Raw genomic sequence first — 26,445 nt, forward strand, 5'->3', positions numbered from 1 at the left:
CATGGTTGCGTGAGCACTCCAGATTCCGTCCGCCATCATCGGCCGCAGCGCGCTCTCGAGCAGTCCACCAAACTGCAGAACGTGCTGTACGAGATCCGGGGGCCGGTGCACGCGCACGCGGCGCGCCTGGAGGCCGAGGGCCATCGGATCCTCAAGCTCAACATCGGCAACCCCGCCCCGTTCGGGTTCGAGGCGCCCGACGTGATCATGCGCGACATGATCGCGGCTCTGCCCTACGCGCAGGGCTATTCGGAGTCCAAGGGCATCCTGTCCGCGCGCCGCGCGATCGTCACCCGGTACGAACTGGTGCCCGGGTTCCCCGAACTCGACGTCGACGACATCTACCTCGGCAACGGCGTCTCCGAGCTCATCACGATGACGATGCAGGCGCTGCTCGACGACGGTGACGAGGTGCTCATCCCGGCGCCGGACTACCCGCTGTGGACGGCGATGACGAGCCTGTCGGGCGGCACCCCGGTGCACTACCTGTGCGACGAGCAGAACGACTGGAACCCGGACATCGCGGACATCGAGTCCAAGATCACCGACAAGACCAAGGCGCTGCTGGTCATCAACCCGAACAACCCGACGGGCGCCGTGTACTCGGCCGAGGTGCTCACGCAGCTCGTCGACCTGGCCCGCAGGCACCACCTGCTGCTGCTCGCGGACGAGATCTACGACAAGATCCTCTACGACGACGCCAAGCACATCTCGCTGGCCTCGCTCGCGCCCGACCTGCTGTGCCTCACGTTCAACGGCCTGTCGAAGGCGTACCGGGTCGCCGGCTACCGCTCCGGGTGGGTCGCCATCACCGGACCGAAGGATCACGCGGCCGGCTTCCTCGAGGGACTCGATCTGCTCGCGTCCACCCGCCTCTGCCCGAACGTCCCCGGCCAGCACGCCATCCAGGTGGCGCTCGGCGGACACCAGAGCATCGACGATCTGGTCCTGCCCGGCGGCCGCCTGCTCGAGCAGCGTGACGTCGCGTGGGAACGGCTCAACATGATTCCGGGTGTCTCGTGTGTCAAGCCGCGCGGCGCGCTGTACGCCTTCCCCCGCCTGGATCCGAACGTCTACGAGATCCACGACGACGAGAAGCTGGTGCAGGACCTGTTGCTGCAGGAGAAGATCCTCATGGTCCAGGGCACCGGTTTCAACTGGCCCGACCACGATCACCTGCGCATCGTGACGCTGCCATGGGCGCGTGATCTGGCGGTCGCGATCGAGCGATTCGGTAACTTCCTGTCGAGCTACAAGCAGTAACGACGGCCGCCGCCGTCACGGCCGAGGCGCGACACGGAATCGACCCCAATCCAGCATGATCGCTCCGATATGGGTAGATTCACCGTTTGGCACCATTGTGTGCTGTAAGCGCCTCGTCCTGCCCCTCCCCCCCTGGGCGACGAGGTAATCGGTGGCGGGGACGACCCCCCCTGCTCCCCGCCACCGTCGCTTACCTGTCCGTGCCCGTCTAATCTGATCCGGTGCGGAGAGCCATCCGATGACGTCCGAGTTGTCGACCGATCGTGAGCAGAACCCCAGTCGAGTCCACGGACATGGCCACGGGCATGGGCATTTCGAGGGGCCCGCCCCGGTAGGCCCCACCGCTGCCCGGGTCGTCGTGGGTCTGCTCGTCGCGATCGCCGCCGCCGTCGTCGTCGGCGCCGTCATTCTCTGGCCGAACAAACAGCAGATCGAGATCCCGCTGCCGTTCCAGAATGCCGGCGGCGGTGCCGTCACCACCGAGGCGGGGACGATCGTCGCGCAGGACATCGCCCCGTGCGGCAGTCCGTCTGCGGGACGGGCGTTCTCGGGCGAGGCCGCCCCGTCCTCGTCGACGGGCAGCGAGATCGACTGTCGCCGCAGCCTGGTCGCCATCGAATCCGGGCCCAACGCGGGGACGCGGACGCTGCTCGAGATCGTCCCGGGCCCCGGGCAGCCGGTGCTCGGCCTCGGCGAGCACATTCGACTTGTCAGGCAGACCGATTCGACCGGCACCCCGATCTACTCGTTCAACGACTATTCACGGGGCGTGCCGCTGGCACTGATCGTCGCGGCGTTCGCGGTGGCCATCATCGCCGTCGCCCGATGGCGCGGCGTGCGCGCACTGCTGGGGCTCGGGATCGCGTTCGCGGTCCTGGTCGTGTTCACGCTGCCCGCGCTCCTGGACGGCCAACCCGCGATGCCCGTCGCGCTCGTCTCCGGCGCGGCGATCCTGTTCGCGGTGCTGTACCTGGCGCACGGAGTGAACCTGCGGACCAGTTCCGCCCTGCTCGGAACCCTCGCGTCGATGCTCGTGGCGGCGGCGCTGTCCGCCATCGCGATTCGGATGACACACCTCACCGGACTGTCCGAGGAGCAGAACACAAATGTGCAGGCGTACATCCAGCACGTGAGCATCACCGGACTCCTGCTGGCCGGTTTCATCATCGGATCCTTGGGCGTCCTCAACGACGTCACGATCACCCAGGCGTCGGCCGCGTTCGAGCTGGCGTCGATCGACGAATCGGCCACCCGCCGGACCATCTTCACGTCGGCGATGCGGGTGGGGCGCGACCACATCGCCAGCACCGTCTACACCCTCGTGCTGGCCTACGCCGGCGGCGCGCTTCCGCTGCTGCTCCTCTTCAGCGTCGCGGGAGGCCCTATCGGCGACGTCCTGACCGGCGACGCCGTCGCGATCGAGATCGTGCGCTCGTCCGTGGGTGGCATCGCGCTGGCCCTCTCGGTTCCGCTCACGACCGCCATCGCGGCGCTGCTGGCCCGCCCGCGTGCGGGGGCACCCACCCGGCAGCGACGACGTGGCGGACGCCACTCCCGCTGACCGGGGCGGTCACAGGTTCGGCAGTGGCGGTATCCCGGGGAGGACCGGCATCGGCGGCAGCTGGATCTGCGGCAGTGGCGGCAGCTGGATTCCCAGGCCGGGGAACAGCGGGGCCGGCGCGGGCGCGGGCGTCGGGGCGGGCACCGCACGGTATCCGGGATCCGATGCCGGTTGCTGCGCAATCTCCGTCGTGGTGACGGGCGGTTCCGACGACGGCGGCGGCGGAGGTGGCGTGGTGGGCTGCTGCGACGATCGCGCACCGATCGACGGAACCGTCGAGGTCGAGGTCTCCGTGGACGCCCCCGCTTCCGACCCGAAAACCGTTCGGCCGTAGCCGAGCCCGAATCCGGTGACCGCGATGACCACGAGCGCGGCGCCCGCCAGACCGGCACCGCTCACCTGCCGTCGGGAGACCGCCCGATGGGCCGCAGGCGTCGACCGGCGCGGTGTCGCGACCCCCGACGCCAGGAACGCCGCGCCGCCGGCCACCACGAACTCGGGGTGCTCCGGCAGCACGATCGGCACCGCCGACCGCTCCGCGAGCACGGCCTGCACCTCGGGGATGCGGGCACCTCCTCCGAGCAGCACCACGGCCTCGGGCAGCAGGTCGACCTGCGCCACCAGGTCACCGATCAGGTCGATCGATTCCTCGATCGCCGGAACGACGGCACTGGCGAATGTTTCACGTGGTGTTCGTTCGAGTCGATCGCAGCGCAGGATCTCACTGCGCTCGGACGCCGCGACCGAGCCCGTGTACCGGTCGGCCACGCTCACCGTCAGGCCCGTGCTCCCCAGGTCGTACAGCACGATCGTCCGCACACCCGAGAGTCGGCCGTCACGGTCCAGGCGCTCGAGCACCGCGGCCGGTTCGGGGATGAGCCGGTAGCCGGCGATGCCCGCGCCGCGCATCGCCGCGTCGAGCGCGGCGGCCTGCGCCTCGTCGCCGTATGCGACGCTCACGGCGACAGCTGCCCCCGACTCCGCCATCTCCGCGAGGGCCGCACCCACGGCGTCCGCGGCGGCCTCCTCCGGGATCCGGCCCGCGACGGCGACTGTCCGGCGCTCGAACGCAGCTGGTTTCCCCGCAGTATCGGCTCCCCGGGATCGCACCAAGCGCACGAATCCGGACCCGACCGAAACTCCTAGAACACCACCCATGAGCCGCCTTCGATCGAGGGCACTCCCGGTCGACGCTCGAACCGGTCGCGTACTGGACCAGCCGAGTCTATACAGCAGTGCCTACACTCACCGTTATGCAGTTGCTGTTCGTGTGCACCGGCAACATCTGCCGTTCCCCCACCGCCGAGCGTCTCACCACCGCCTGGGCGGCCCGCAACGGCACCGCCGATCTGACCGCATCCAGCGCCGGCACTCGCGCCGTCGCGAGCTCCGGACTGGAACCCACTGCAGCACATGTCCTTTCGACGCTCGGTGGTGACCCCGACGGGTTCGCAGCACGTCAGCTCACCCCGGCGATCGCGGGCGCCGCCGATCTGATCCTCACGATGACCGAGTCGCATCGCGACACGGTTCTGCGCATCGCTCCGCGCCAGCTCAAACGGACGTTCACCCTGCTCGAGGCCGCACACCTGGCATCGGCGACCGGTCCGGCCACCGTCGCCGAGCTGGCGGCCGCGCGCGGCACCGTCGCCCGCCCCGCAAGCGTCGATGTCCCCGATCCGATCGGGCGAAGCGCGACCATGTTCGAGGACGTGGGCGGTCTGATCGACAGCGCCCTCCACGAGCTGCTCACACGCCTGCGCCGCTAGCGGCGCACTGGCCCCGAGACAACGCCGCCCGTGGCGTGCCGTCGACGCAGGATGAAACGGCGGGTGAATGGCGCCCCCGACGTGCCAATCGGGACATTTGCGACTTCTTCGACCGGTAGTCTGCTGCCGCCAATGCCCCTCCGGCATTGCGTGAGGTCTCGAGTTTCACAGTGAGGATTTTCGGATGGGGAGTTCGCGGATGGGCCGCGCCCGGGTCGTCGCCGCCGCCGTGGCCGTGTCCGCAGCATCGCTGCTGACGGCGCCTGCCACGGCATCCGCCGACAGCGGAGTGACCGCCGCGGCGAACGCCTCCGAGGCCTACCTGGTGAGCACCACGAAGAACTCCGACCGCAAGGTCACCATCTCGGTGTACTCGCCGTCGATGGACCGGAACATCCCTCTCGAGGTCATCCTCCCCGCCGACCGCAGCCGGCCCCGCCCCACGCTGTACCTCCTCAACGGTGCCGGCGGCGGCGAGGACTCGGCCACCTGGCAGCGCAGAACCGACGTCATGGACTTCTTCGCAGACAAGAACGTCAACGTCGTCACCCCACTCGAGGGTGCCTTCAGCTACTACACCGACTGGCAGAAGGACGACCCCACGCTCGGCCGGCAGAAGTGGCAGACCTTCCTCCTCGAGGAACTCCCACCCGTCATCGACGCCCAGTTCGGCACCAACGGGGTGCAGTCCATAGCCGCGATCTCCATGACCGCCACCTCGGTGCTGAACCTGGCGATCGCGAAGCCCGGCTTCTACAAGAGCGTCGGCTCGTACAGCGGCTGCGCCGAGACCAGCACGTGGGCCGGCCAGAGCGCCATCCAGGCGGTCACCGGCATCCGCGGAGGTGCCGACATCACCAACATGTGGGGCCCACTCGACGGACCCGGCTGGGCCCAGAACGACCCCGTCGTCAACGCCGAAAAGCTCCGCGGCACAGAGCTCTACATCACCTCCGCCTCCGGCCTACCCGGCCCGCACGAGACACTCGACGGCCCGGGCATCGACGGCGATCCGAACGTCCTCGCCGACCGCGTGATGGGTGGCGGTGTGATCGAGTTGGTCACCAACTACTGCACCCACAACCTCGCGTACCGACTCGCCGATCTGAAGATCCCCGCCACCTTCGACTTCAAGCCCACAGGCACCCACACCTGGGGCTACTGGCAGGACGACCTGCACAACTCCTGGCCGATGATCGCCCGTTCCATGGGGATCTAGGCCGACTCGAGCCGACTACGACGAATCGACCCGCTCGGCGATCGGGGAAGTGATCGCCGAACGGGTCGAGTCCCGAATCACTGCAGGCTAGCTGCGGACGGGAGTCGGGGGCTCCACGGTCTTCGGCACGTCAGCGACGCTTCCGCCGTCGGATTCGTAGTAGTACTGGTACTCGTACCTACCCTTGCCCTTGGACGGCGCCATGGTCAGGATCGTGCCGAGCACGGTGGCCCCGACGCTCCGCAGATTGCCGATCGCACGCGACACCTGCTCACGCTTCGTCTTACCGTGCCTCACCACCACGAGCGAGCCGTCGACCTTGGCCGCCAGCACCGCCGCGTCCGTCACCGGCAACAGCGGCGACGCATCGATGACGACGAAATCGAACTTCGACCGCAGGTCGGCGAGCAGCTTCTCCGCGTGCGTCGAACCCAGCAGCTCGCTCGGGTTCGGCGGCAACGGACCCGACGCCAGCACCGACACATTGGTGAACGACGTCGACTGCAGGACGTCGTCCAAGTCCGCCTGTCCCGCCAGGACGGTGCTCATACCGACCGACCCGATCAGATCCAGGTACTTCGCAACACGAGGCCGCCGCAGATCGGCGTCGACCAGGCACACCGAGAAGCCGGCCTCGGCGATCGCCAGCGACAGATTGATCGCCGTGGTCGTCTTGCCCTCGCCCGGAAGCGAACTCGTGATCGAGATGACCCTCGGCGGATTGTCGACCTCGAGGAACTGCAGATTCGTCCGCAGCTCCCGGAACGCCTCGGCGCTGCCCGAGTACCCGTCATGGAAGGCGATGGCAGGCTTCTGTTCGCGCTCCTTGTCGAACGGCACCGTCCCCACCAGGCCGACGCCGGCGAGCTCGTCGAGCACCTCCCGGCTCTTGACCGTGTTGTCGAGGCGGTCGCGGAGGATCGCGAGAGCGATCCCGCCCAGGAGGCCGACGACGAACCCGAGCAGCAGGTTGCGCTTGGTCTGGGGGCTCACCGGGTCCGTCGGCGTCCCGGCGTGCTGCTCGACCACCACCCGCGCCGTCGGAGGCGCACCGGGCTCGAGAGTCTCGAGTTCCTCTGCCATGATCACGAATTCGTCCGCGAGGGCGTTCGCCAGATCACGGGCACGCTCAGGAGACGCATCGGTGAGCTTCAGATCGATCAGCACCGTGTCGGGTGTCGACGTCGCCTTGACCTCCTTCGACAGCTCCGCCGCGGTCATGCCCGGGACATCGACCTTGTCGAGTGTGCGCTGCGCGAGCGTCGTACCGGTCAAAAGCTTGGTATACGACGCGACACGCTGCTGGGAGAAGAGGTTGCCCTGGTAGACCTCGTTGACCGACGCCCCCGAGGATGTGGAGACGAAGAGTCGGGCCGACGCCTGGTACATCGGCGTCGCGACCAGCGATGCCCCCAACGCGACGAGCACCCCGACGAGCGTTGCCAGCGCAATGATCTTCCAGCGCGTCTGCACGACACGTAGGTAGTCCTGAACTTCCATATCCCCGATCCCCGTCTCTTTCTGTAACGATTGCAAACACCCTATGCGCGAATCGGTCTCACGGCTCACCTTCGTTCGATTCGTCGAGAACTCTTCCGACCGCCCGCATAACCTCGCCGGAAACCATCTCCTCGTGCGAGCACTGGAAGCTCACTCCCACGACCTCACCGGCGACGTGGCGTCGCCACAGATCCGCCAGCCCGCTCCGGTCCTGCTCGGCGCCCGCGACGAACAGCACAGCGTCGCCGTCGAACACGCGCGGTACATGCGTGCGCGCGGCGGCCTCGAGGGCCGCGCCTACGTCCAGCACACGGCGCACTGTCTCGGGATCGAGACCGTGCAGGTCCTGACTTTGTTGTCGGATCCCGGCCTCCGGCACGCCGTCCGGAACGGCGTCCGGCGGCAGCGAGTCGAGCAGCACCAAGGAAGCGACCTCGTGTCCAGCCGCCCGCAACTGGACAGCCATCTCGTGAGCGACATTGCCGCCCAGGGACCACCCCAGGAGGTGGTACGGGCCGTCCGACTGGACGGACGTCACGTGCTCGACATATCGACTTGCCAACTCTGCCAAGGTTTTCGGCACCGATGGCAAACCGGTCGCCTGGATACCGTACAGCGGTCTCGTCCCGATGTGGTCGGCAAGTCCGCTGTAGCACCAGGCCAGTCCGCCGACCGGGTGAATGCAGAACAACGGGGCGCCGGATCCTGCCTCACCGAGCCGTACCAGTGTCGCCAGGGGGTCTGTGGTCACGCCCGCGGTGACGATCCGTCGGGCGATGCCGGCCACCGTGTCATCGTCGACCAGCCAGCCGACCGAGGCCGTGTAGCCGTGCTCGTCGCGCAGTGCACTCACGAACCGAACCGCCCCCATCGACGTCCCGCCGAGTTCGAAGAAGCCGACGTCGCGTGGCACCTCGTCGCAGCCGACGACGTGTGCCATCGCCTCCGCGACCGCTCGTTCGACGGGTCCGTGGGGCGCAGCACCGGTTCCCGTCGTGACCGCGAGCGACGGCATCGGCAGCGCCGACCGATCGAGTTTTCCGCTCGGTGTCAACGGAATTCGATCGATCACGCACACCGCCGCCGGCACGAGGTGCCGCGGCAGGGACGTCCTCGCGCGGCGTCGAAGCCGGTCCACGTCGATCGACCTCCCGGGCCTCGGCACCACGTAGCATACGAGCGCCGGGTCCCCCGACGGCCGCATGCCCGGCACCGTCACGGACGCGTCGACATCGTCGTCGGACGACAGCACGGCGTCCACCTCGGCAGGCTCGACCCGGACCCCGTTGATCTGCACCTGTTCGTCGGCGCGTCCGATGTAGTCGAAAGTGCCGTCTTCCCGCTCACGTACCACGTCACCGGTCCGATACAACCGGGCTCCCGGTGCGCCGTACGGATCCGCGACGAACCGCTCCGCCGTCAGACCCGGTTGCCGATGGTATCCCCGGGCGATCCCGGGACCACCGACGTAGAGTTCGCCGACCACGCCCACCGGCGTCGAGTGCAGCCGCCCGTCGAGTACTCGCGCGACCACACCGGCCAAGGGCGAGCCGATCGTCACCGGCCCGCGCCCGACGACATCACTGCAAGTGACCCCGACGGTGCACTCGGTGGGCCCGTACCCGTTGTGAAGTCGGTGATCCGCCCATGCTCGCGACACGTCCGGGGACAACGGCTCCCCCGCAGCAACGACGGTCAAGGTGCGAGAGAAGTCGCGAGGATCCAGCGTCCGCAGCACACTGGGCGTCAAGTTGGCGTGCGTGATCTCTCGGCTCTCGATGAGCATCTGCAGATCCGCTCCGGCGTACGCATTCCCGGTCGCACATACCAACTCGCCGCCGTGCGCGTGTGCGGCGAGCAACTCGAAGACGGCCGCATCGAAGGTGGGCGAAGCGACCTGCAGTACGACGGATTCGTGAGTGACTCCCAGCGTGCGTGACTGGAGATCCACGAGTGACGTCAATCCTGCGTGGGTCACCGCTACTCCCTTGGGGTGGCCCGTCGTCCCCGAGGTGAAGAGGAGGTACGCGAGGTCTGCTCCCGAACGGCGGCACCGATCGGCAGCAGCACCCATGGCATCCTCGAGCAGGCGTCGGCGACGCTCCGCCGGTTGTTGCGGATCGATCGGAACCCACGCGGCGCCGATCCGAGTCAGCGCCCACACATCGAGCACCCAGTCCGGGCCGCGCACCGCATCGACGGGTACGACATCACCGACGTCGACTCCCCGTCCGAGGAATCCGGCCGCACGGCGGTCTGCTTCCGCGTCGAGCTCCGCGTACGTCCACTGCCGGTTCCCCGCACGCAGCGCCACACGGTCCGGGTGGCGCCGCACGGACTCCATCAGGATCTGCGGCAGCCGCCTGGGTTCGACCGCGGGCAGCGCCGGATGCCCTGGACGTTGCTCGGCGACCCGCAAGTCTCCGACAGGAATCGACGGGTCGGCGCACACCTGCTGGAGAAGATCGGTCCACACGGCCAGGAGCCGTTCGGCGGTCTTCGCCTCGAAGAGGTCCCGGGCATGGACGACTCGGACGTCGATGCCGGTTCCGTCGGGGTGCTCGGTGACGTCCCAGGCCAGGTCGAACTGGGCCGGCGGTACCCCGTCGCTGTGGTCGGAGATCTCTACGCCCGGCAGGCCGAGCGGCATCCGTCCCGTGGCAGTGTGTGCAATCAGCACCTGGAAGATGGGATGGTGCGACGGATTTCGATCCGGGGCGACGCGGGCCACCACATCGTCGAACGGGACGTCCGCGTTCGCGAACGCTCCCAGGTCGACGTCACGGACACGCCGGAGCAGGCCGGTGAACCGCTCCGCCGGGTCGACCGGTGTCCGCAGGGCGACCGTGCCCACGAACATCCCCACCAACTCACGCAGGCGGGTGTCGGGACGCCCGTCCACGACGGTCCCCACGGTGATGTCGTTACGGTCGCCGAACCGCGCCAGCAGGACGGCCAGAGCGGCGTGCAAGACCATGAAAGACGAGACTCCCTGGCTGCGAGCGAGTTCGAGCAGGGCGGCGTGGACATCGGGGCCGATGCGGGTGAGCGCGACGCCACCACGGTGTGTCGGCCGCGCCGGACGCGGCCGATCGGTGGGCAGGTCCAGAGGACCGGCCGGCATGTCTGCCAGCACGTGAGACCAGTAGTCGAGCTGCCGGCCACCGACGCTCGACGGATCGTCAAGGTTGCCCAGCAGCTCGGCCTGCCACGACGCGAAGTCGCCGTAGTGCAGCGAGATCGGCTCGAATTGCGGTGCCGCGGAACGCAATCGTGCCACGTATGCGTTCTCGAGATCACTGAGCAGCGGGGCAACGGATCCGCCGTCGAATGCGATGTGGTGGATCACCACCACGAGCGTCCACGAGGTGTCCGCGGTGCGGAACAGGCCCACCCGCACCGGCGGTCGGGCAGCGAGGTCGAACGGTCGGTCGACGAGCTCACGTACGCGTACACCGACCGTGTACTCCGTGGACGGTTCCGTCTCCACGTGCAGTTCGACTGCTCCCGCATCCACGATCTGCACGCGCTCGCTGTCGGGGTGGACCGTCCGCAACGGCCGATGACGTTCGACCACGTCGGTGAGCGCCGTAACGAAGGCGTCCGCGTCGAGAGTCCCGCGCAGTTTCGACACGAACGGCACGTTGTACGCCGACGACTCCGGGTCGACGGCCTGCATCAGCCACAGGCGACGCTGTGCGGGGGCCATCGGACTCGGACTCGGCGTGCCGCCGCGCAGCAAGGGACGGGAGTCGGGCACTTCGTCGAGGCGCCGTGCGAGGGCCGCCAGGGTCGGAGCTTCCAGGACCGACCGGGGCGAGACGTCCCGTCGGAGCACCGCCGTCAGGCGAGCTGCCACCTCGACGGCCGCCAGGGAGTGACCGCCGACCGTGAAGAAGCCCGCGTCGACGTCGACATCATGCCCGAGCACGTCCCGCACCGAGCCGACGACAATCTCCTCGGATCCCGTGAGCTCTCGTGCGGATCCGGCCGCCGCGAACTCGTCCGCGAGGTCCGCCAGACGCCTTGCGTCGATCTTGCCGTTCGGGGTGGTCGGGATGCGTTCGAGGACATGCACGTTGGCGGGGACCAGCGCCGGGGGCAATTCCCGCGCGGCATGCGCCGACACGTCGGCGGCCGAGATGTCGGTACCGCTCACGAAGGCGACCAACGCACCGCCACGTACGGTCACGGCGGCTTGCCGAACCGACCCACAGCGGAGCAGCACGGTCTCCACCTGTCCGGGTTCGACCCGCATTCCACGGATCTTCAACTGGCGGTCGGTCCGGCCCAGGAAGGTCATGTGCCCGTCCGGCAACACCTGAACCCGGTCGCCCGTGCGGTACATCCGTCCGGCGCCGTGCAGCCCCGCGACGAAGTGGGCGGCGGTCTGCGCCGGCGCGCCCAGGTAGCCACGCGCGAGTCCCGCTCCGGCCAGGTACAACTCGCCGACACCGCCGACCGGCACCGGACGCAGGTGTCGGTCGAGCACGAGGACGGTCGTGCCGACAATCGGCGAGCCGATGCCGCCGCCACGCCCGTCCACCTCGCCGACAGTGGCGACGACGGTGGATTCGGTCGGTCCGTACGCGTCGAGCATCAGTCGCCCTGCGCGCCAGGTTGCGGCAAGTTCGGCGGGCAGGCTCTCGCCACCGCTGGCGACCACCCGGAGGACGGGGAGCCCGTCCGGGCTCAGGGTTGACAGCACCGCGGGCGTCGACAGGAAATGGGTGACCTCCGCGTCCCGCAGTAGGGCGTGGAGGTCCGGTCCCGCGAACACGTCGTCCGGTGCGATCACGAGGGTCGCCCCGGAGGTGTGCGCCAGAAGGATCTCGAGCATCGCCGCGTCGAAGGCCGGGTTGTAGCCGTGCAGCACACGGTCGCCTGGTCCGACGCGGTACCGGGAACGCGCCTCGGCCGCGAGGGCCGACAACCCGCGATGTGTCACGCCCACCGACTTCGGCTCGCCCGTCGAACCCGACGTCGCAATGACGTAGGCAAGGGAGTCGACCGACCATTCCGGGCCGTCGGGAGCCGTCACAGAAGCCGCGGACCCCACGGCGCCGAAGGCGCGGCCGGACTTCGCCGCAGCCCAGAGCCTCTCGATACGTCCGAACGAGCGTGTGGCACCGATGTCCGCGATGGGGGCGCCGTCCCCGCCGGACCGTCGTGCCAGTTCGTCGGACCGAGCGTCGAGCTGACGGTACGTCCACTGGTGCTCCCCGTCGACGACCGCGATGCGATCGGGATGAGTTGCCGCGGTCACGCGGAGCAGATCTGCGAGCCGGGCCGGTCGCGGCGGCTCACCGCCGTTCGCCGGTCCGGTCGCCGCCAGCGGCAGGTCACACACCCGCATGTCGGCATCGACGGCCGTCAGGGCCGTGGCGAAGTGGTCGGCCAGTATGCGGGCTACCGCGGAGTCGACCCGCGATGCGTCGAACGTCAGGATCACGCTGTAGCCGCCCTCCGTAGTGCGGGCGATCGCGAACCCGAGCTCGAAATCGGCCGCAGTGCTCCCCAACTCACGGGCGCTGACGTTGAGGTCCCCGATGCGGACCGTCGGCGGGGTGAAGTCCTGGAAAGCGAGCGCTACCTGTGGTGCCGCAGTTCCCGTTGCGTGCAGTACGTCCTCGAACGGAACGCCCGATCGGTCGAGCGCCGAGACGTCGAAGTCACGCACCTGGGCGAGGAGTCCGCCGAACGTCATCGTCGGCGTGAGCCGCGAACGCAGCACCACGGTCTCGACGAACAGGCCGACCACATCAGCCAACTGCGGGTGTCGGCGGGTCGAGACGACGGCTGCGATCCCCACGTCCGGGTGGTCCGTGAGCCTCGAGAGAACTCCCGCCAGCACCGCGTGCAACACCATGAACTCGGTGGCCTGGGACCGCACGGCCATCTGCTCGAGCCTGCGCACGACTCCGGGATCCACGTGGAACTCGATCGTCGCCGCCGAAGCCCGGCCGGGCGCCGGGACCCGTCCGGTCGGCAGAACCGCCGGATCGAAGCCGGCCAGGCTGGTCCGCCACTGGTCGAGCAGTGCATCTGCGCTCCGGTCGCGCTCCCACAGGACGAAGTCGGTGTACTGCAGGGGCAGAGGGTCCCACACCGGCGCCGCGCCACCCAGTCGCGCCTCGTAGGCGGTCACGAGATCGCGGAACAGGACGGCAACCGAACCACCGTCCACGGCAAGGTGATCGAGGCTCAGGTCGAGAAGGTGAACGTCGTCGTCCCCGGTGTGCAGCGACACCCGAACCGCGTCGACCCCGGAAGCGCAGGCGCCGACCACCGCGTGTGGTCCGTCCGCATCGGTCTCGATCCGGGTGCGCAACGCCTCGTGCCGATCCACGACATCTCCGCACGCCGCCCACAACGCATCGGCGTCGAGCGGGCCGCGGAACTCGATGCGGACGGACGGACGGTAGGCCGAGTCATCCCGGGTGCGCCGCAACGCCCACATCCGGTTCTGTGCTCGGCTCAGGGGGATTCGCGCCGGCCGTTGCCGGGCAACGGGACCGGGGACCACACCGGGCAGTGTCCCGTCCGATATCGCCCGTGCCAGGCCTGCGACGGTCGGCTCGGCGAACAGCAACCGCAGTGGGACGTCCCGGTCGACCAACTCGCGGATCCTTGCGACCACCGCCGTCGCGAGCAACGAGTCGCCGCCAGACGCGAAGAAGTCGTCGAATCGGCCCACCGGGTGACCGAGTAGGTCGGAAAACACCCGCGCGACGAGTCCCTCGGACGGGTCCTCGGCGGGCACCGATGCGTCGTAGGCCGGATCGGGCAGGTTTCCGACATCGATCTTGCCGTTGACGGTCAGCGGGATGGACTCGACGGCAACCACCGCGGTCGGCACCATGTACCGCGGCAGACGCGCGGCCAGAAGTCGTTGGAGCGCCGTGACGTCGGCATCCGCGGGCGCGACATACGACACAAGAGCCAAGGTTCCTGCACCGTTGTCACGCATCACGGTTGCCGCCCGTACGACGCCCGGCCCGACGGCGAGGACCGCGTCGATTTCGGCCGGCTCGACCCGCACCCCCCGGATCTTCAGCTGATCATCGTTGCGGCCGTGGAACTCGAGGACGGGACGCGCGTCGCCGCCGACGACCCACCGGGCGAGGTCACCCGTGCGGTACCACCGAGTGCCGCCGTTCCCGGCGACGAACCGCTCTGCGGTACGGGCGGGATCACCGATGTAGCCGGTGGCGATGCGATCCCCGGCAAGATACAACTCCCCCGTCACACCGGGCGGGACCGGGTGCAGCCACGAATCGAGCACGACCGCCTCGACCCCCCGTGCCGGAGTGCCGATCACCACCCGCGTCCCGGACGTCAGCGGCCCGGCGTAAGTCGCGAAGGCCGTGGACTCGGCCGGACCGTAACCGTTGAACAGCCGGCGCCCGGGCGACCATGCGCTCACCAGTTTCGGGGATACGGATTCGCCGCCGAGCATGACGGTGCCGAGCCGCGGAAGCTCACACGGCTCGAGGGTGGCGAGGACCGACGGTGTCAGGCACGCGTGGGTAACCTGCTCGCGTCCGATCACATCCGCCAATTGCATACCGGCGTACGAGTCGGCGTCCGCGACGACCAGCGTCGCGCCGGACGCTCCTGCGAGGACGACCTCGAGCAGTGCCATGTCGAAACCCGAAGACGCCACGTGCAGGACGCGCGTGGCCGGACCTGCGCCGAACACATCGACGAGGTCGGCGGCGAGCGCGCCGAGCCCGGCGGCGGTGAGCACCACGCCCTTGGGCTGTCCGGTGGTCCCGGAGGTGAACACGACATAGGCGGGATGCTCTGGCAGTACCTCCGGTTCAGGAAGGTCACGGGACGCGGTCGCGGTGACATCGACCCAGCTGACGGGCGGGGGGAGATACGGCAGGCGGGCCGTGGAGGTGATACCGATCCGCGCCCGGGACGCCTCCAACATGTGTGCGACACGGCTCACGGGGTTGGCGGGATCGATCATCACCGGTGCGCCGCCGGTTCGGGCGACCGCCCAGACCGCGACAACCGATTCAACGGATCGCTCCAGCACGCAGGCCACCGGATCGCCCGGCCGTGCACCGCCCGCGCACAGAACGGCAGCGAGCGACTCTGCCCGGTGCACCAACTCCCGGTAGGTCAGGGTCTCCGCACCCGAGATCGCCACACCGTCGTGGTTGGCCGCGGCGCCACGCGACAGCAACTGCCACAGGGATTTTGGAGTGGATCGACCACCTCGGGCCGGTACCAGCTCCGCGCGCTCGGCGTCGGTCAGCAGGTCGATGTCGCCGACGGTGCCGGTGGGCTCGCCGGCCACCGCGTCCAGGAATGCGACTGTTCGCTGCGCGAAATCCGCGACGGTGGTGTGCTCGTAGACGTCTCGGTCGTACGTGAATTCGAACTCGAACGATTCAGTCTGCTCCGTCACCGTGAGTTGCAGGTCGTACTGGACGGTCTCAGTGGGACGCGGTGAGACGGATACCGTGAGTCCGGGCATCTCCATCCGTGTTCGGGTCGGCCGACGCATGGACAACGCCACCTGGAACAGCGGATGAGACAGGGCATCCCGGGTGGGCAGGATCTTGTCGACGATCGTCTCGAACGGTGTGTCGGCGTGGGCGAACGCCGCCACGTCACGCCGGCGGACGTCGTCGAGCAGCTCGGTGACCGAAGCCGTGGGATCCACGTGCGTGCGCAGCACGACGGTCGACGCGAACATTCCGACCGTGGCGTCGAGCGCCGGGTCGCCTCGCCCGGCCACTGCCGTCCCGATGACGATGTCCGCACGGCCGGTGTGTCGGGCCAGGACCGCTGCCAGTGCGGCATGCACGAGCATGAAGGTGGTCACGCGCTGCCGCCGCGCGGTTTCGGCGAACGCCTCGGCCCGTTCGGCGCCGACGGTCAGTAGCACGGTTGCGGCGCGCCCTGGTGCCGACGAGGTGCGCGGGTGGTCGTGAGGGAGGGTGCACAGCTCGTCGATTCCGGCGAGCGCCTCGAGCCAGTACCCGAGGCCGCCGTCGGCCGTTTCGGCGCGCCAACGCGCGTAGTCGACGTACTCGATCGCCGGGGGCGGCAATTCTGCCGGCTCGACGGAGACGCGACAGCCGTAAGCGTGCAGGAGATCTCGCAACAGCGGCGTCAGCGACCAGTCGTCGACCGCGATGTGGTGGACGACCACGGCGAGGTGATGACGGTCCGTCGAGGTCCGGTACAGGCGAGTCCGGATCGGAGGCTCCGAATCCAGACGCAACGGCACCGCGGCCAGCTGGCGGACGAACTCGTCGACCGCGTCCTCGGGTACGTCGACGATCCCCAGATCGAGCTCAGGGGTGTCCATGACGACCTGGATCGGATCGTCACCCGGGTACACCGTCCGCAGCACCCGGTGCCGGACGACCACGTCGTGTAGGGCACCATGCAGAGCCGTCACGTCCAAGGCCCCGTCGAACCTCATCACGAAGGCGAGATTCATTGCGGCCGAGTCAGGATCGAGGCGCTGCAGGAACCACAACCGTCGCTGGGCCGGGGAGAGCGGACCCTGCCTGCTCGCCGGAGTCGACGCGGTGGGCACCACGACCGGTGCCGGCGACCCTGCGCGTAGTTCCAGAAGTCGTGCGAGTTCGTTCACCGACGGGTTCTCGAACACGTCGCGCACATCGATCGGAACCCCGCTCACCGCGCGCAGTCGGCCCGCGAGCTGAGTAGCGAGCAACGAGTTGCCGCCGATGTCGAAGAAGTCGTCGTCGGCGCCGACACGATCGGTCGCAAGCAGATCACGGCAGACGGCGACCACGAGGTCCTCGAGCGGGTTCCGCGGCGATGTGGTCGAGACCTCCTGCACCCGACGAGGATCAGGAAGGGCCGCGACGTCGAGCTTTCCGTTGGGAGTCAGCGGGAGCTCGGGTACGGCCACGACGGCCGCCGGCACCATGTAGTCCGGCAGCAGTCGACGCAACGCCCGGACGACGGTGCGTTCGTCGATGCACTCCCGGGACGCGGCGTACCCGATCAGGCGGCCGTCCCGGACCAGTACAGCGGCGTCGGTCACGGGTGCGATCCCCCGCAGGGCGTCACGTACCTCGCCCGGCTCGACCCGGTGCCCCCGGATCTGCAGCTGTGCATCGGCCCGACCGCGATACTCGAGAGTGCCGTCGTTGCGGATCCGCGCCAGGTCACCGGTGCGGTAGCGGATCGTTCCGTCGTCGGATGCAACGAACCGGGCGGAGGTGAGCCCCGGCCGGCGCAGGTACCCCCGCGCGACCTGCGCGCCGCCGAGGTAGATCTCGCCGATCGACCCCTGCGGGACCGGGCGCAGGCGCCCGTCCAGCAACTCGACCCCGATGCCCGGGAGCGCCGCGCCGATCACGCTGCGCCCGGGAGTATCGGGTCCCACGTCCGCCCACGTCGCGTGGACGGTCGACTCGGTGATGCCGAACATGTTGACCGCCCGTACCTTCGGGTGCTGCGCAAGCCAGGCGCGGATCGGCCCGACGGCGAGTGGCTCACCCCCGAAGATCAGCAACCGCACCGACAGGTCGTCCGGCTCACCCGGAACCGCAGCGAGTTGCGTGAACGCGGTCGGGGTCTGGTTCAGGACCGTGACCCGTTCACGAACGAGCAACTCCCGCAGCTCGTGGGGACTGCGCGCGACCATCGGGTCGACGATCACCACCCGGCCTCCGGTGGCGAGCGGCCCCCACACCTCCCAGACCGAGAAGTCGAAGGCCGGCGAGTGGAACATCGTCCACACGTCGTCCGGGCCGAAGCCGAAGCCCGCGCGGGTGTTCGTCAGCAGCGCGATCACCGCTGCGTGCGGCACCGCCACGCCTTTGGGTGTTCCGGTCGAGCCGCTCGTGAAGATCACGTAGGCGGTCTGGTCCGATCGAATCGGCGCGTCGACGACGCCGGTGCGATCGATGCCCCGACCGGAATCGAGCGATTCGATCCGCAGCGTGGGAAACTCGGTCGCGACCGTACCGTCGGTGAGCACGAGGCCGGGACGGGACTGCGCCAGAACCGCTTCCAGTCGCTGGTCCGGTTGTGTGACGTCGAGCGGCAGATACGCCGCCCCGAGCCGGGCCACCGCCACCATCGCGGCGATCAGGTCGACCGACCGCGGCAACGCGATCGCCACCAGGTCCCCGCCCCCGATGCCGGCATCGATCATCGCCGCGGTCAGGGTGAGCGATCGATCGTCGAGTTCGCGGTAGCTCACGCACCGTGAGCCGAACACGACCGCCGTAGCGTCCGGGCACTCGCGGGCGCGCTGAACGAACAACTCGCCGAGCGAGGTCGCCGCCGTCGTGATCGCGCCGGCGCGGGCGTCGAGGACGCTCGACGGCTCCAGATCGATCGCGCCGAGGGTCGCATACGGATCGTCGGCCACGACCTCCAGAATCCGCAGCAGCCACGACCCCCACCGCGACACCGTCGAACGGTCGAACAGGTCGCACGGGAACGTGAGCACGCCGTCCAGTCCCGCTGTCTCACTCATTTCGGGCTCACGTTCCCGGAACGTCACCTCCAGGTCGAACCGTGTCCGTCCGCTGTGCAGTTCGCGAGTGCGGGCCTCCAGACCGGGGAGCGTGAACTCGGCGGGCACGAAATTCTCGTAGGCGAGCATCACCTGGAACAGCGGATGCTGCGCTCCCGAACGTTCCGGTGCGAGGCACGCGACGATCTCGTCGAACGGCAACTCGGCGTGCGCGAAGGCGTGGATGTCGTTGTGGCGCACGCGGGTGAGAAGATCGGCGAAGGACCGGCCAGGGTCCACCTCGCAGCGCAGCGCCACCGTACCGACGAACATTCCGGCGAGTTCGTCGAGGGCGGGCTCGGTACGGCCGGACACCGGCGTGCCGATCGTCACGTCGGAGGATCCGCCGAGTTTGTGGAGCAGCACCGCGAGTGCGGCGTGCAGCACCATGAAGATCGTCGCGTCGTACTCGCGCGCCAACTTCTCCAGCGCCGAATGGAGATCGACGGGGATCGAGAACTCGGTGGTGCCCGCTGTCCCGTCGCCGTAGCCGTCGCCCCTGCTCCGGTCGGTCGGCAGTGCGACCGGGGCAGGTGCGGGATCGAGCACGGAACGCCAGTACGCAAGATCCGTCCAGGCGCGGCTGCCCGGGACGCCGGCATCACCGAGAACGGCACGGTGCCAGCGGGCGTAATCGGTGAACTCCACCGCGAGCGGTGTCCAAGCGGGGACCACACCGCCGAGACGGGCACGGTAGGCCTCCACGAAGTCCCGGGTGAGGGGCACGGTGGAGAGGCCGTCCAGCGCGATGTGGTGCGCGACCACCGCCAACGTGTGCCGGTGCGGTTCCGAGCGGTACAGCGCGACCCGGATCGGCGGCTCCTGCGCCAGGTCGAAACCTGCCGACGCCATCGCAGCCAACGCCGCGTCCAGGCTGTCGGCGTCGTCGCAGTCGACGATCGGCACTGCCGGTGGCACCGGTCGTACCACCTGCACCGCCCCCTCGGCCTCCTCGACGAAGACGGTGCGCAGGATCGCGTGTCGTGCGGCCACGTCGCGCAGTGCCGCTACGCAGGCAGCCACATCCAGGTCGCCCCGGAGTTCCACCGCGAACGCGATGTTGTCGCCGGCGGACCGATCGGCACGGTTCAGCAACCACATCCGCTGTTGGGCCGGAGAGAGCGGCGCCGGGTCCTCGGACGCCACTGCGGTCAGCGACGGTCGGTCGTCGCGGTCACGTCCCTCGATGGCACGCGCGAGCGCGTCCACCGTCGGATGCTCGAAAACGTCTCGGACATCGACACGTGTGCCCAGCGCACCCTGGACGCGCGAAACCAGTTTGGTTGCCAGCAACGAGTTTCCACCGAGCGCAAAGAAGTCGGAGTCCCGACCGATCGAGTCGACCGAGAGCACGTCCGCGACGAGCCGACCGACGATCTCCTCGCTGTGGGACCGGAAGGCCGAGCCGACGACGGGGCCACCGCTCCGCTTCGGCAGGGCCGATCGATCGATCTTGCCGCCGACGGTCAACGGGAGGTGGTCGAGCACGTCGACGGTGTTCGGAACCATGTGTCGCGGCAACCGTTCCGACGCATACGCCCGCAGCGCATCGACCTCGGCACGGTCCGGGCCGTACACGTACGCGACCAGCACGTCGTCCTGTACCGCCGCGATCGCGGTGCGCACTGCCGGATGGGAGGCGAGCACACCTTCGATCTCTCCCAGCTCGACGCGGATTCCACGGATCTGCACCTGGCGATCGGTGCGACCGACGAACTCGTACTGGCCGTCGGCGCGGCGGCGCACCAGGTCACCGGTCCGATACATCCGTCCCGGCCCGAAGGTCGACGCGACGAAGCGCGACGCCGTCAGTCCCGGTTCACCGAGATATCCCCGGGCCAGACCGGGGCCCGCGAGGTACAGCTCGCCGACTGTCCCGGCCGCGACCGGGCGGAGTCCGCCGTCCAGCACAGCCGCCGACATGCCGTCCACGAGTCTGCCGATCGGCACGGTCCGGTCCGCCCGGATCGGCGTGCTGATCGTCGCCACGACCGATGCCTCGGTGGGTCCGTAAAGGTTCAACAGCGTGCGCCCAGCCGCCCACCGCCCGGCTATTTCGGACGACCACGCCTCGCCACCGAGACCGATCACACGCAGATCGTCCAGACCGTCCGGCCCGAACTGGGCGGGAATTGCCGGTGTCGAGAACCAGTGCGTGATCCGTCGCGCGCGGAGGAACTCGGAAAGCTCCGGGCCGCTGTACATCTCGGCCGGAAGCAGGACCATCGTGGCACCCGACCCGAGCGCGAGCATGTACTCGAGTATCGAGGCGTCGAATGCCGGTGACACGCCGTGCAGGATCCGCGCGTCGGGGCCGACGTCGAACGCCCGTCGCACCGCCGCGGCCAGCGACGCGAGACCACGATGGGTGATTATCACGCCCTTTGGCGCACCCGTGGACCCGGACGTGTAGATCACATAGGCCGGGGTGTCCGGGTGGACCGGCCGTATCGGGGGAAGCGGAACCACCTCTTCGGCAACCGGATCGACTCGACGAACCCCAGGAGGAAGTTCGGTGTCCGCGCCTGCGACGGCGTACCGTGCGCCCACGTCGGCGAGGATCGCAGCAATGCGGGCTGTCGGCTGCGCCGGGTCGAGCGGGACGAAGGCCGCGCCGACGCGGGCGACCGCGGTGGACGCCACGATCGAATCGATCGAGCGCGGGAGGAGCACGGCGACGAAGTCCTCCGGCCCAACCCCCGATCGGGACAGTCGGGCGGCGAGCGCCGCGGCGGCGGGGGCGATGTCGACGGCCGCGCCGGCAGCGTCCTCGATGCGCACCGGGCCGTCGAGGATCTCGGGCAGCGTCGCGACCGCCGGCGCTACCGGCCCACGCTCGATCGTTCCACCGCCCAGGATGTCGACGAGGGGGGCGCCGGGATCCGCGACCGCGCGCGCGAGCGCCTCGCAGACCAGGGACGCCCACGATCGCACCGTGTCCTCGACCAGGACTCCCTCGTCGAATCGGAACTCGAACGCGATAGACCCGCCGTCGCTCTCGCGCGCCTGGATCTCCAGATCGAACCGGGCATCGCGGCCCGGCAACTCCCGGGCGCGGACCCGGAGCCCAGGCAGGTCGATCGGAGGGGCGGCGAAACTCTCGAACGAGAACATCACCTGTATCGGCAATCGTCCGCCGAGGTGGTCGACCACCTCGTCGAACGGGGTGTCGCTGTGCGCGAAGGCCTCGATGTCGACGGCTCGGACGGCTGCCAACAGGTCGGAGAACGGGTCGTTGAGGTCGATCGGTATGCGGAGCGCGAGCGTCCCGACGAACATTCCGACCAGCGGATCGAGATCCGGATGCCGGCGGCCCGAGTCGACGGTGCCCACGACGGTCTCGCGGCTTCCGGTCACCGCCGACGTGACGGCGGCGATCGCCGCGTGCAGGACCATGAACGCGGTGACGTCGTGGGTGCGTGCGATGCGGCGAACATTCCGGGACACGTGCTTGTCGAGCGATCGGACGACACGACCGACACCGCCCGCCGCGCGGCCCCGCGGTCGGTCGAGCGGGAGCAGCAGCACCTCGTCGACACCGTCGAGTGCCGTGCGCCAGTACTCGACATCGCGGTCCCGCACCCCCGTCGCGAGCACGGTCGAGTGCCAGTGTGCGTAGTCCTCGTACCGGATCCGCAGCGGGCTCCAGGACGGGGGTGTCCCCGTGCTCCGAGCCGCGTACGCGTACCCGAGATCGCGCACGAGTGGCCCGAAGGACAGCCCGTCGAGCGCGATGTGGTGGGCCACGACCACGAGTTCGTGCTGGTCGTCGCCGAGCCTGTGGAGCCGGAATCGAATCGGTGGTTCCGCGTCGAGCCGGAACGGTCGCGAAGCGAACTCCTCGGCCCGGCACTGCGACTCCTCGTGGGTCGCGCACTCGTCGACCCGAAACGATGTGATCGCCTCGGCCGCGGGGAGGACATGGCGCTGGATGCCGTCACCGGAGCGCCGGAAGACGCTGCGCAGCAGGCCGTGACGCTCGACGATGTCGCCGAGCGCCGCCCGCAGCGCCGCGGCGGACAGATCGCCGTCGAGTTCGATCACGAACGGCACGTGATAGGCGGTGCTCTCCGGATCGGACTGCGTGTGGAGCCATAGCCGCTGCTGCGCCGGGGCGAGGAAAGCGGGGCCGTCGGCGACCCGATCCAGGGCGGGCAGCCCGGATCCGCTCACCGCGAGGACGGCCAGACGCGCTACGGTTCGTTGCTCGAAGACGTCCTTGACCGAGATCCTGCGCCCCGTGGACGAGGAGATGTGTGCGGCGAGCTGCGAGGCGGCGAGCGAGTCACCTCCGAGGGCGAAGAAGTCGGCGGTCGCGGATACCTCTCGCGTGTCCAACAAGCGAGCGACGACACCGGCGATCAGGATCTCGAGCTGCCCGTACGCGGGGCGCCCGGGGTCGTCGTGGTCATCGGGCGTCACCTCCACCGACGACAGGGCGACTCGATCGATCTTCCCGCCAGGAGTCAGCGGAAACGCCTCCAGGACGACGATGAGATCCGGCACCATATGACGGGGTAGGCTCTCGACCGCCCACTGCCACAGCGCCTTCCGGTCGACGTCCGCACCGGTGACGAACGCGACGATCCGCTCTGCAGTGAGGATCACCGCGGCACCTGTCACGGTCGGGTGCTCGGCGAGGACGGTTTCGATGTCCCCCAGTTCGATTCGGATTCCCCGCACCTGCACCTGACGGTCGGCACGACCGACGAACTCGAGTTGGCCGTCGAAGCGGCGGCGCACCAGGTCACCGGTGCGATACATCCGACCCGGACCGAACACCGACGCGACGAACCGTTTCGCCGTGGTTCCCGGGTCACCCCCGTACCCGCGTGCCAACGACGGCCCGCCGACGTAGAGTTCGCCGACGACCCCGACCGGAACGATCCGCAGTCGGCGATCCAGGACCGCGAGCGTCGTGCCGTCCACGGGACGCCCGACAGGCACCGACTGCGCGCCGTCGAGCGTTCCCATATCGATCGGATCGCTCACCGCGGCAAGGACGGTGGTTTCCGTCGGACCGTAGGCGTTGAGCATGGTCCGACCGGGCATCCACCGCTTCGCCACCGAGACGGGAAGCACCTCGCCACCCGCGTCGAGCACCCGCAGACAAGGGAGTTCCCCGGCCGGCGTCGCAGCGAGCACCGCCGGCGCCGACACAACGTGTGTGATCTCCTCCACCCGCAGGAGCCGAGCCAACGCGTCGCCGCCGACCTCGGTCTCCCCCGCGACGACCAGCGTCGCGCCCGCATCGGCCGCGAGCAGGATCTCCTGGATCGACGCGTCGAAGGACGGCGATGACATGTGCAGGACTCGCTCGGCCGACGCGGCCGCGTACCGGGTCCGTAGCGTCGAGACGAGGCCGGCGACGCCACGATGCGTCACGGCGACCGGCTTGGGTCGACCGGTCGACCCTGACGTGTGGATCACCCAGGCCGTGTTGTCCGGACGGAGTGGACACGAGCGGTCCGAATCTGCGATCGGAGCGGATTCCCAACCGTCGGTGACGAGATCGACCCGTTCCGTCCCGGCGGGAAGTTCGATGTCCGGACCGGCAATCGCCAGCGCGACGCCATCGAGGTGCTGGGCCATCCTGCGGGGAGGAAGATCCGGGTCGACCGGTACGAACATGGCGCCGGTCTTGGCGACGGCCCACAACGCGAGGACCGAGCCCGCCGAGCGCGGGAGCACCACTCCGACACCGACTTCAGGGCCGGCGCCGTGGGCGATCAGTTTGCGCGCGAGCGCGGATGATCGCGCATCCAGTTCGGCGTAGGTGATCTCGCCCTGCCCGCTCCGCACCGCGACTCCCCCGGCGGCCGCACGACGAGTGAGGACATCCGGGAGGAGCAGTGCACCAGGCTCGATCGTCGTCGGCGATCGGACGATCTCGTCCGGGCGATCCAGGTCGACGTCGCCCACACCCCGCTGCACGTCCGACACGAAGTCGGACAGGAAGTCGAGGAATCGCCGATGGTGCCGACCCAGCGACTCTTTCGAGTACCGCGACGGGTTGGCCTCGAAGTCGACACGTGTCGCCCTACTGTCGCCGGCCGGGTAGATCGTCACCGACAGGTCGTCGACCGGTCCGGTCGACAGGATGTGCAGCTCTCCGTCGACGTCACCGAACGACCAGCGCAGCGGGAACTGCATGATGTTGACGACCGGACCGAAGACTCCGCCGACCCCGGACCGCGGCTCGCCGTGCCCGAACTCGCGGAGCATCGCGTCGTAGCGGAACCGCTGATGCCTGAGCGCGCCGGTCAGTTCCACCTGGACGTCGCGGATCAGGTCTCCGACCGACTGCTCGTGGACGACCTGGATCCGGACCGGCACGACGTTCGATACCGACCCGGCGGAGCGGCGCAGCACTGCGGACGTCCGGGCGGAGACCGGCAGGCTCAGCGAAACCGCGTCGGCGCCGGTGGACCGTGCCAGGTAGACCGCGAATGCTGCCAGGATCGAGGGCACTTCAGGCAAGGAGGCATCGGACAGCGATTTCGTCGCGGCGCCGGAGAGAACATCGAGCGACCGGAGCGCCGGCGAGGCGGCGGGACCGGTGCGGTCTGCGAGGGACACCCCGCGCGGCAGTGTTGCGACCTTCTCACGCCAGTAGACGCGGTCGCTGTCCGCCCGCGTGCTGGTCTCGTATGCCTCGACAATCCGCCCGATCTCCTCGACCGACGCGGCACGGTTCGGCGCAGGATCCTCGCCCGCGACCGCAGCCCGGTACAGCTCGGCGATCCGGGCGGTCAGCACCTGCGCCGCGTACCCGTCCATCACGACGTGGTGCGCGAAGCAATGGAGGAAATGACGTTCGTCGGAGATGCGGATCAGAGTCATCTCCGCGAGCCGATCGGAGAATGGGTCGATCGGTCGGGAAGTACGGTGCGTCATCCACTCGATCGCAGCCGACGTCGGGTCATCGGCGCCGCTGAGGTCCAGGAAATGTGGAGCGTCGTCGATGTCCGGGAGATCCGTCTGGTGCGGCTCGCCATCGACATCCACGAGAACCACGGTCCCCGAGCCGATGTCGCGAGCCGCCCGATCGCATGCCGCCAGCATCAGTCCGGCATCGAGAGGACCGCGAAGATCCAGATACTGGGCGACCGTCAGGGCCACGTCGGGAGTCAATTGCTGCGCGAACACGAGCGCCCGCTGGGCAGGCGAAAGAGGGAACGGACGCAATCCGTACCCCCTCGCCTTCGACAGGTGTCCCGACAGCTCCGAGTGAAGCCGACCCTGAGGTCCACCGGAGCCCACCCGAACCAACCTGCATGGACCGGGCAGGAATAACTTACTGTCCGAGTGAACGATTCACCACTTGAACGCTCGACCAATCGAGTTTCGCGTTAGCCTGCCAGGACACGACGACAGAAGGGGGTCTCCGGCGTGGAGCAGATCGGAACGGAACCGGCGTCGCCGACCAGCGAGGACAAGTCGTCGACGGCAGTTCACCGCACCGGCCGCCGCAGAAGCTCGCAACCTGCGTCTCGACGTCGGAAGCGGCGCCGCCGCATCGCAATCGGCGTCGCGGCCGCATCCACTGCTGCGGTGGCCTGGGCGTGCTACGCCGCATACGAAGCCGCCCAGGTCAAGTTGAATC

Annotated in this window: 7 protein-coding genes; 4 read left to right on the forward strand and 3 right to left on the reverse strand. The window is 69.0% G+C overall.

Features of this window, described 5'->3' with window-relative positions; genetic code table 11:
- The first annotated feature begins 9 nt into the window (after positions 1-9).
- The gene (locus ABTV10_RS21575; RefSeq protein WP_499030249.1) at positions 10-1,263 is read left to right on the forward strand and encodes a pyridoxal phosphate-dependent aminotransferase; all 1,254 of its coding nucleotides are present in this window, start codon (positions 10-12) and stop codon (positions 1,261-1,263) included.
- Positions 1,264-1,501: 238 nt separating this feature from the next.
- Complete coding sequence (locus tag ABTV10_RS21580; protein ID WP_499030253.1) at positions 1,502-2,824, forward strand: YibE/F family protein; 1,323 nt, start codon at positions 1,502-1,504, stop codon at positions 2,822-2,824.
- A 9-nt stretch (positions 2,825-2,833) separates the two neighbouring features.
- Here ABTV10_RS21580 and ABTV10_RS21585 read toward each other — a convergent pair whose 3' ends face one another.
- The gene (locus tag ABTV10_RS21585; protein ID WP_499030255.1) at positions 2,834-3,982 is read right to left on the reverse strand and encodes a DUF7159 family protein; all 1,149 of its coding nucleotides are present in this window, start codon (positions 3,980-3,982) and stop codon (positions 2,834-2,836) included.
- 95 nt (positions 3,983-4,077) lie between these two features.
- On the opposite strand from ABTV10_RS21585, the gene ABTV10_RS21590 reads away from it, so the two are divergent.
- Together ABTV10_RS21590 and ABTV10_RS21595 are read left to right on the forward strand one after the other, a co-directional pair.
- Positions 4,078-4,593 (forward strand): arsenate reductase/protein-tyrosine-phosphatase family protein, encoded by a 516-nt coding sequence (locus ABTV10_RS21590; RefSeq protein WP_499030258.1) that lies wholly within the window; start codon positions 4,078-4,080, stop codon positions 4,591-4,593.
- Between the two features lie 184 nt (positions 4,594-4,777).
- Positions 4,778-5,812, forward strand: a complete 1,035-nt coding sequence (locus ABTV10_RS21595; protein WP_499030260.1) for an alpha/beta hydrolase — start codon at positions 4,778-4,780, stop codon at positions 5,810-5,812.
- A gap of 87 nt (positions 5,813-5,899) precedes the next feature.
- Here the strand turns inward: ABTV10_RS21595 and ABTV10_RS21600 are convergent, their stop codons facing one another.
- Together ABTV10_RS21600 and ABTV10_RS21605 are read right to left on the reverse strand one after the other, a co-directional pair.
- On the reverse strand, positions 5,900-7,312 hold the full coding sequence (locus ABTV10_RS21600; RefSeq protein ID WP_499030261.1) for a tyrosine-protein kinase domain-containing protein: 1,413 nt from the start codon (positions 7,310-7,312) through the stop codon (positions 5,900-5,902).
- A gap of 58 nt (positions 7,313-7,370) precedes the next feature.
- Positions 7,371-26,102 (reverse strand): non-ribosomal peptide synthetase, encoded by an 18,732-nt coding sequence (locus tag ABTV10_RS21605; protein WP_499030264.1) that lies wholly within the window; start codon positions 26,100-26,102, stop codon positions 7,371-7,373.
- Positions 26,103-26,445: the final 343 nt, after the last annotated feature.

This window comes from Paraburkholderia sp. RHO2 (assembly GCF_050955445.1).
Classification (GTDB): domain Bacteria; phylum Actinomycetota; class Actinomycetes; order Mycobacteriales; family Mycobacteriaceae; genus Prescottella; species Prescottella agglutinans_A.

Excerpts from the sequence above, each read along its gene's own strand:
- ABTV10_RS21595 (WP_499030260.1), top strand. The coding sequence starts at position 4,778 with ATGGGGAGTTCGCGGATGGGCCGCGCCCGGGTCGTCGCCGCCGCCGTG.
- ABTV10_RS21580 (WP_499030253.1), top strand. The coding sequence starts at position 1,502 with ATGACGTCCGAGTTGTCGACCGATCGTGAGCAGAACCCCAGTCGAGTC.
- ABTV10_RS21600 (WP_499030261.1), bottom strand. The coding sequence starts at position 7,312 with ATGGAAGTTCAGGACTACCTACGTGTCGTGCAGACGCGCTGGAAGATC.
- ABTV10_RS21585 (WP_499030255.1), bottom strand. The coding sequence starts at position 3,982 with ATGGGTGGTGTTCTAGGAGTTTCGGTCGGGTCCGGATTCGTGCGCTTG.
- ABTV10_RS21590 (WP_499030258.1), top strand. The coding sequence starts at position 4,078 with ATGCAGTTGCTGTTCGTGTGCACCGGCAACATCTGCCGTTCCCCCACC.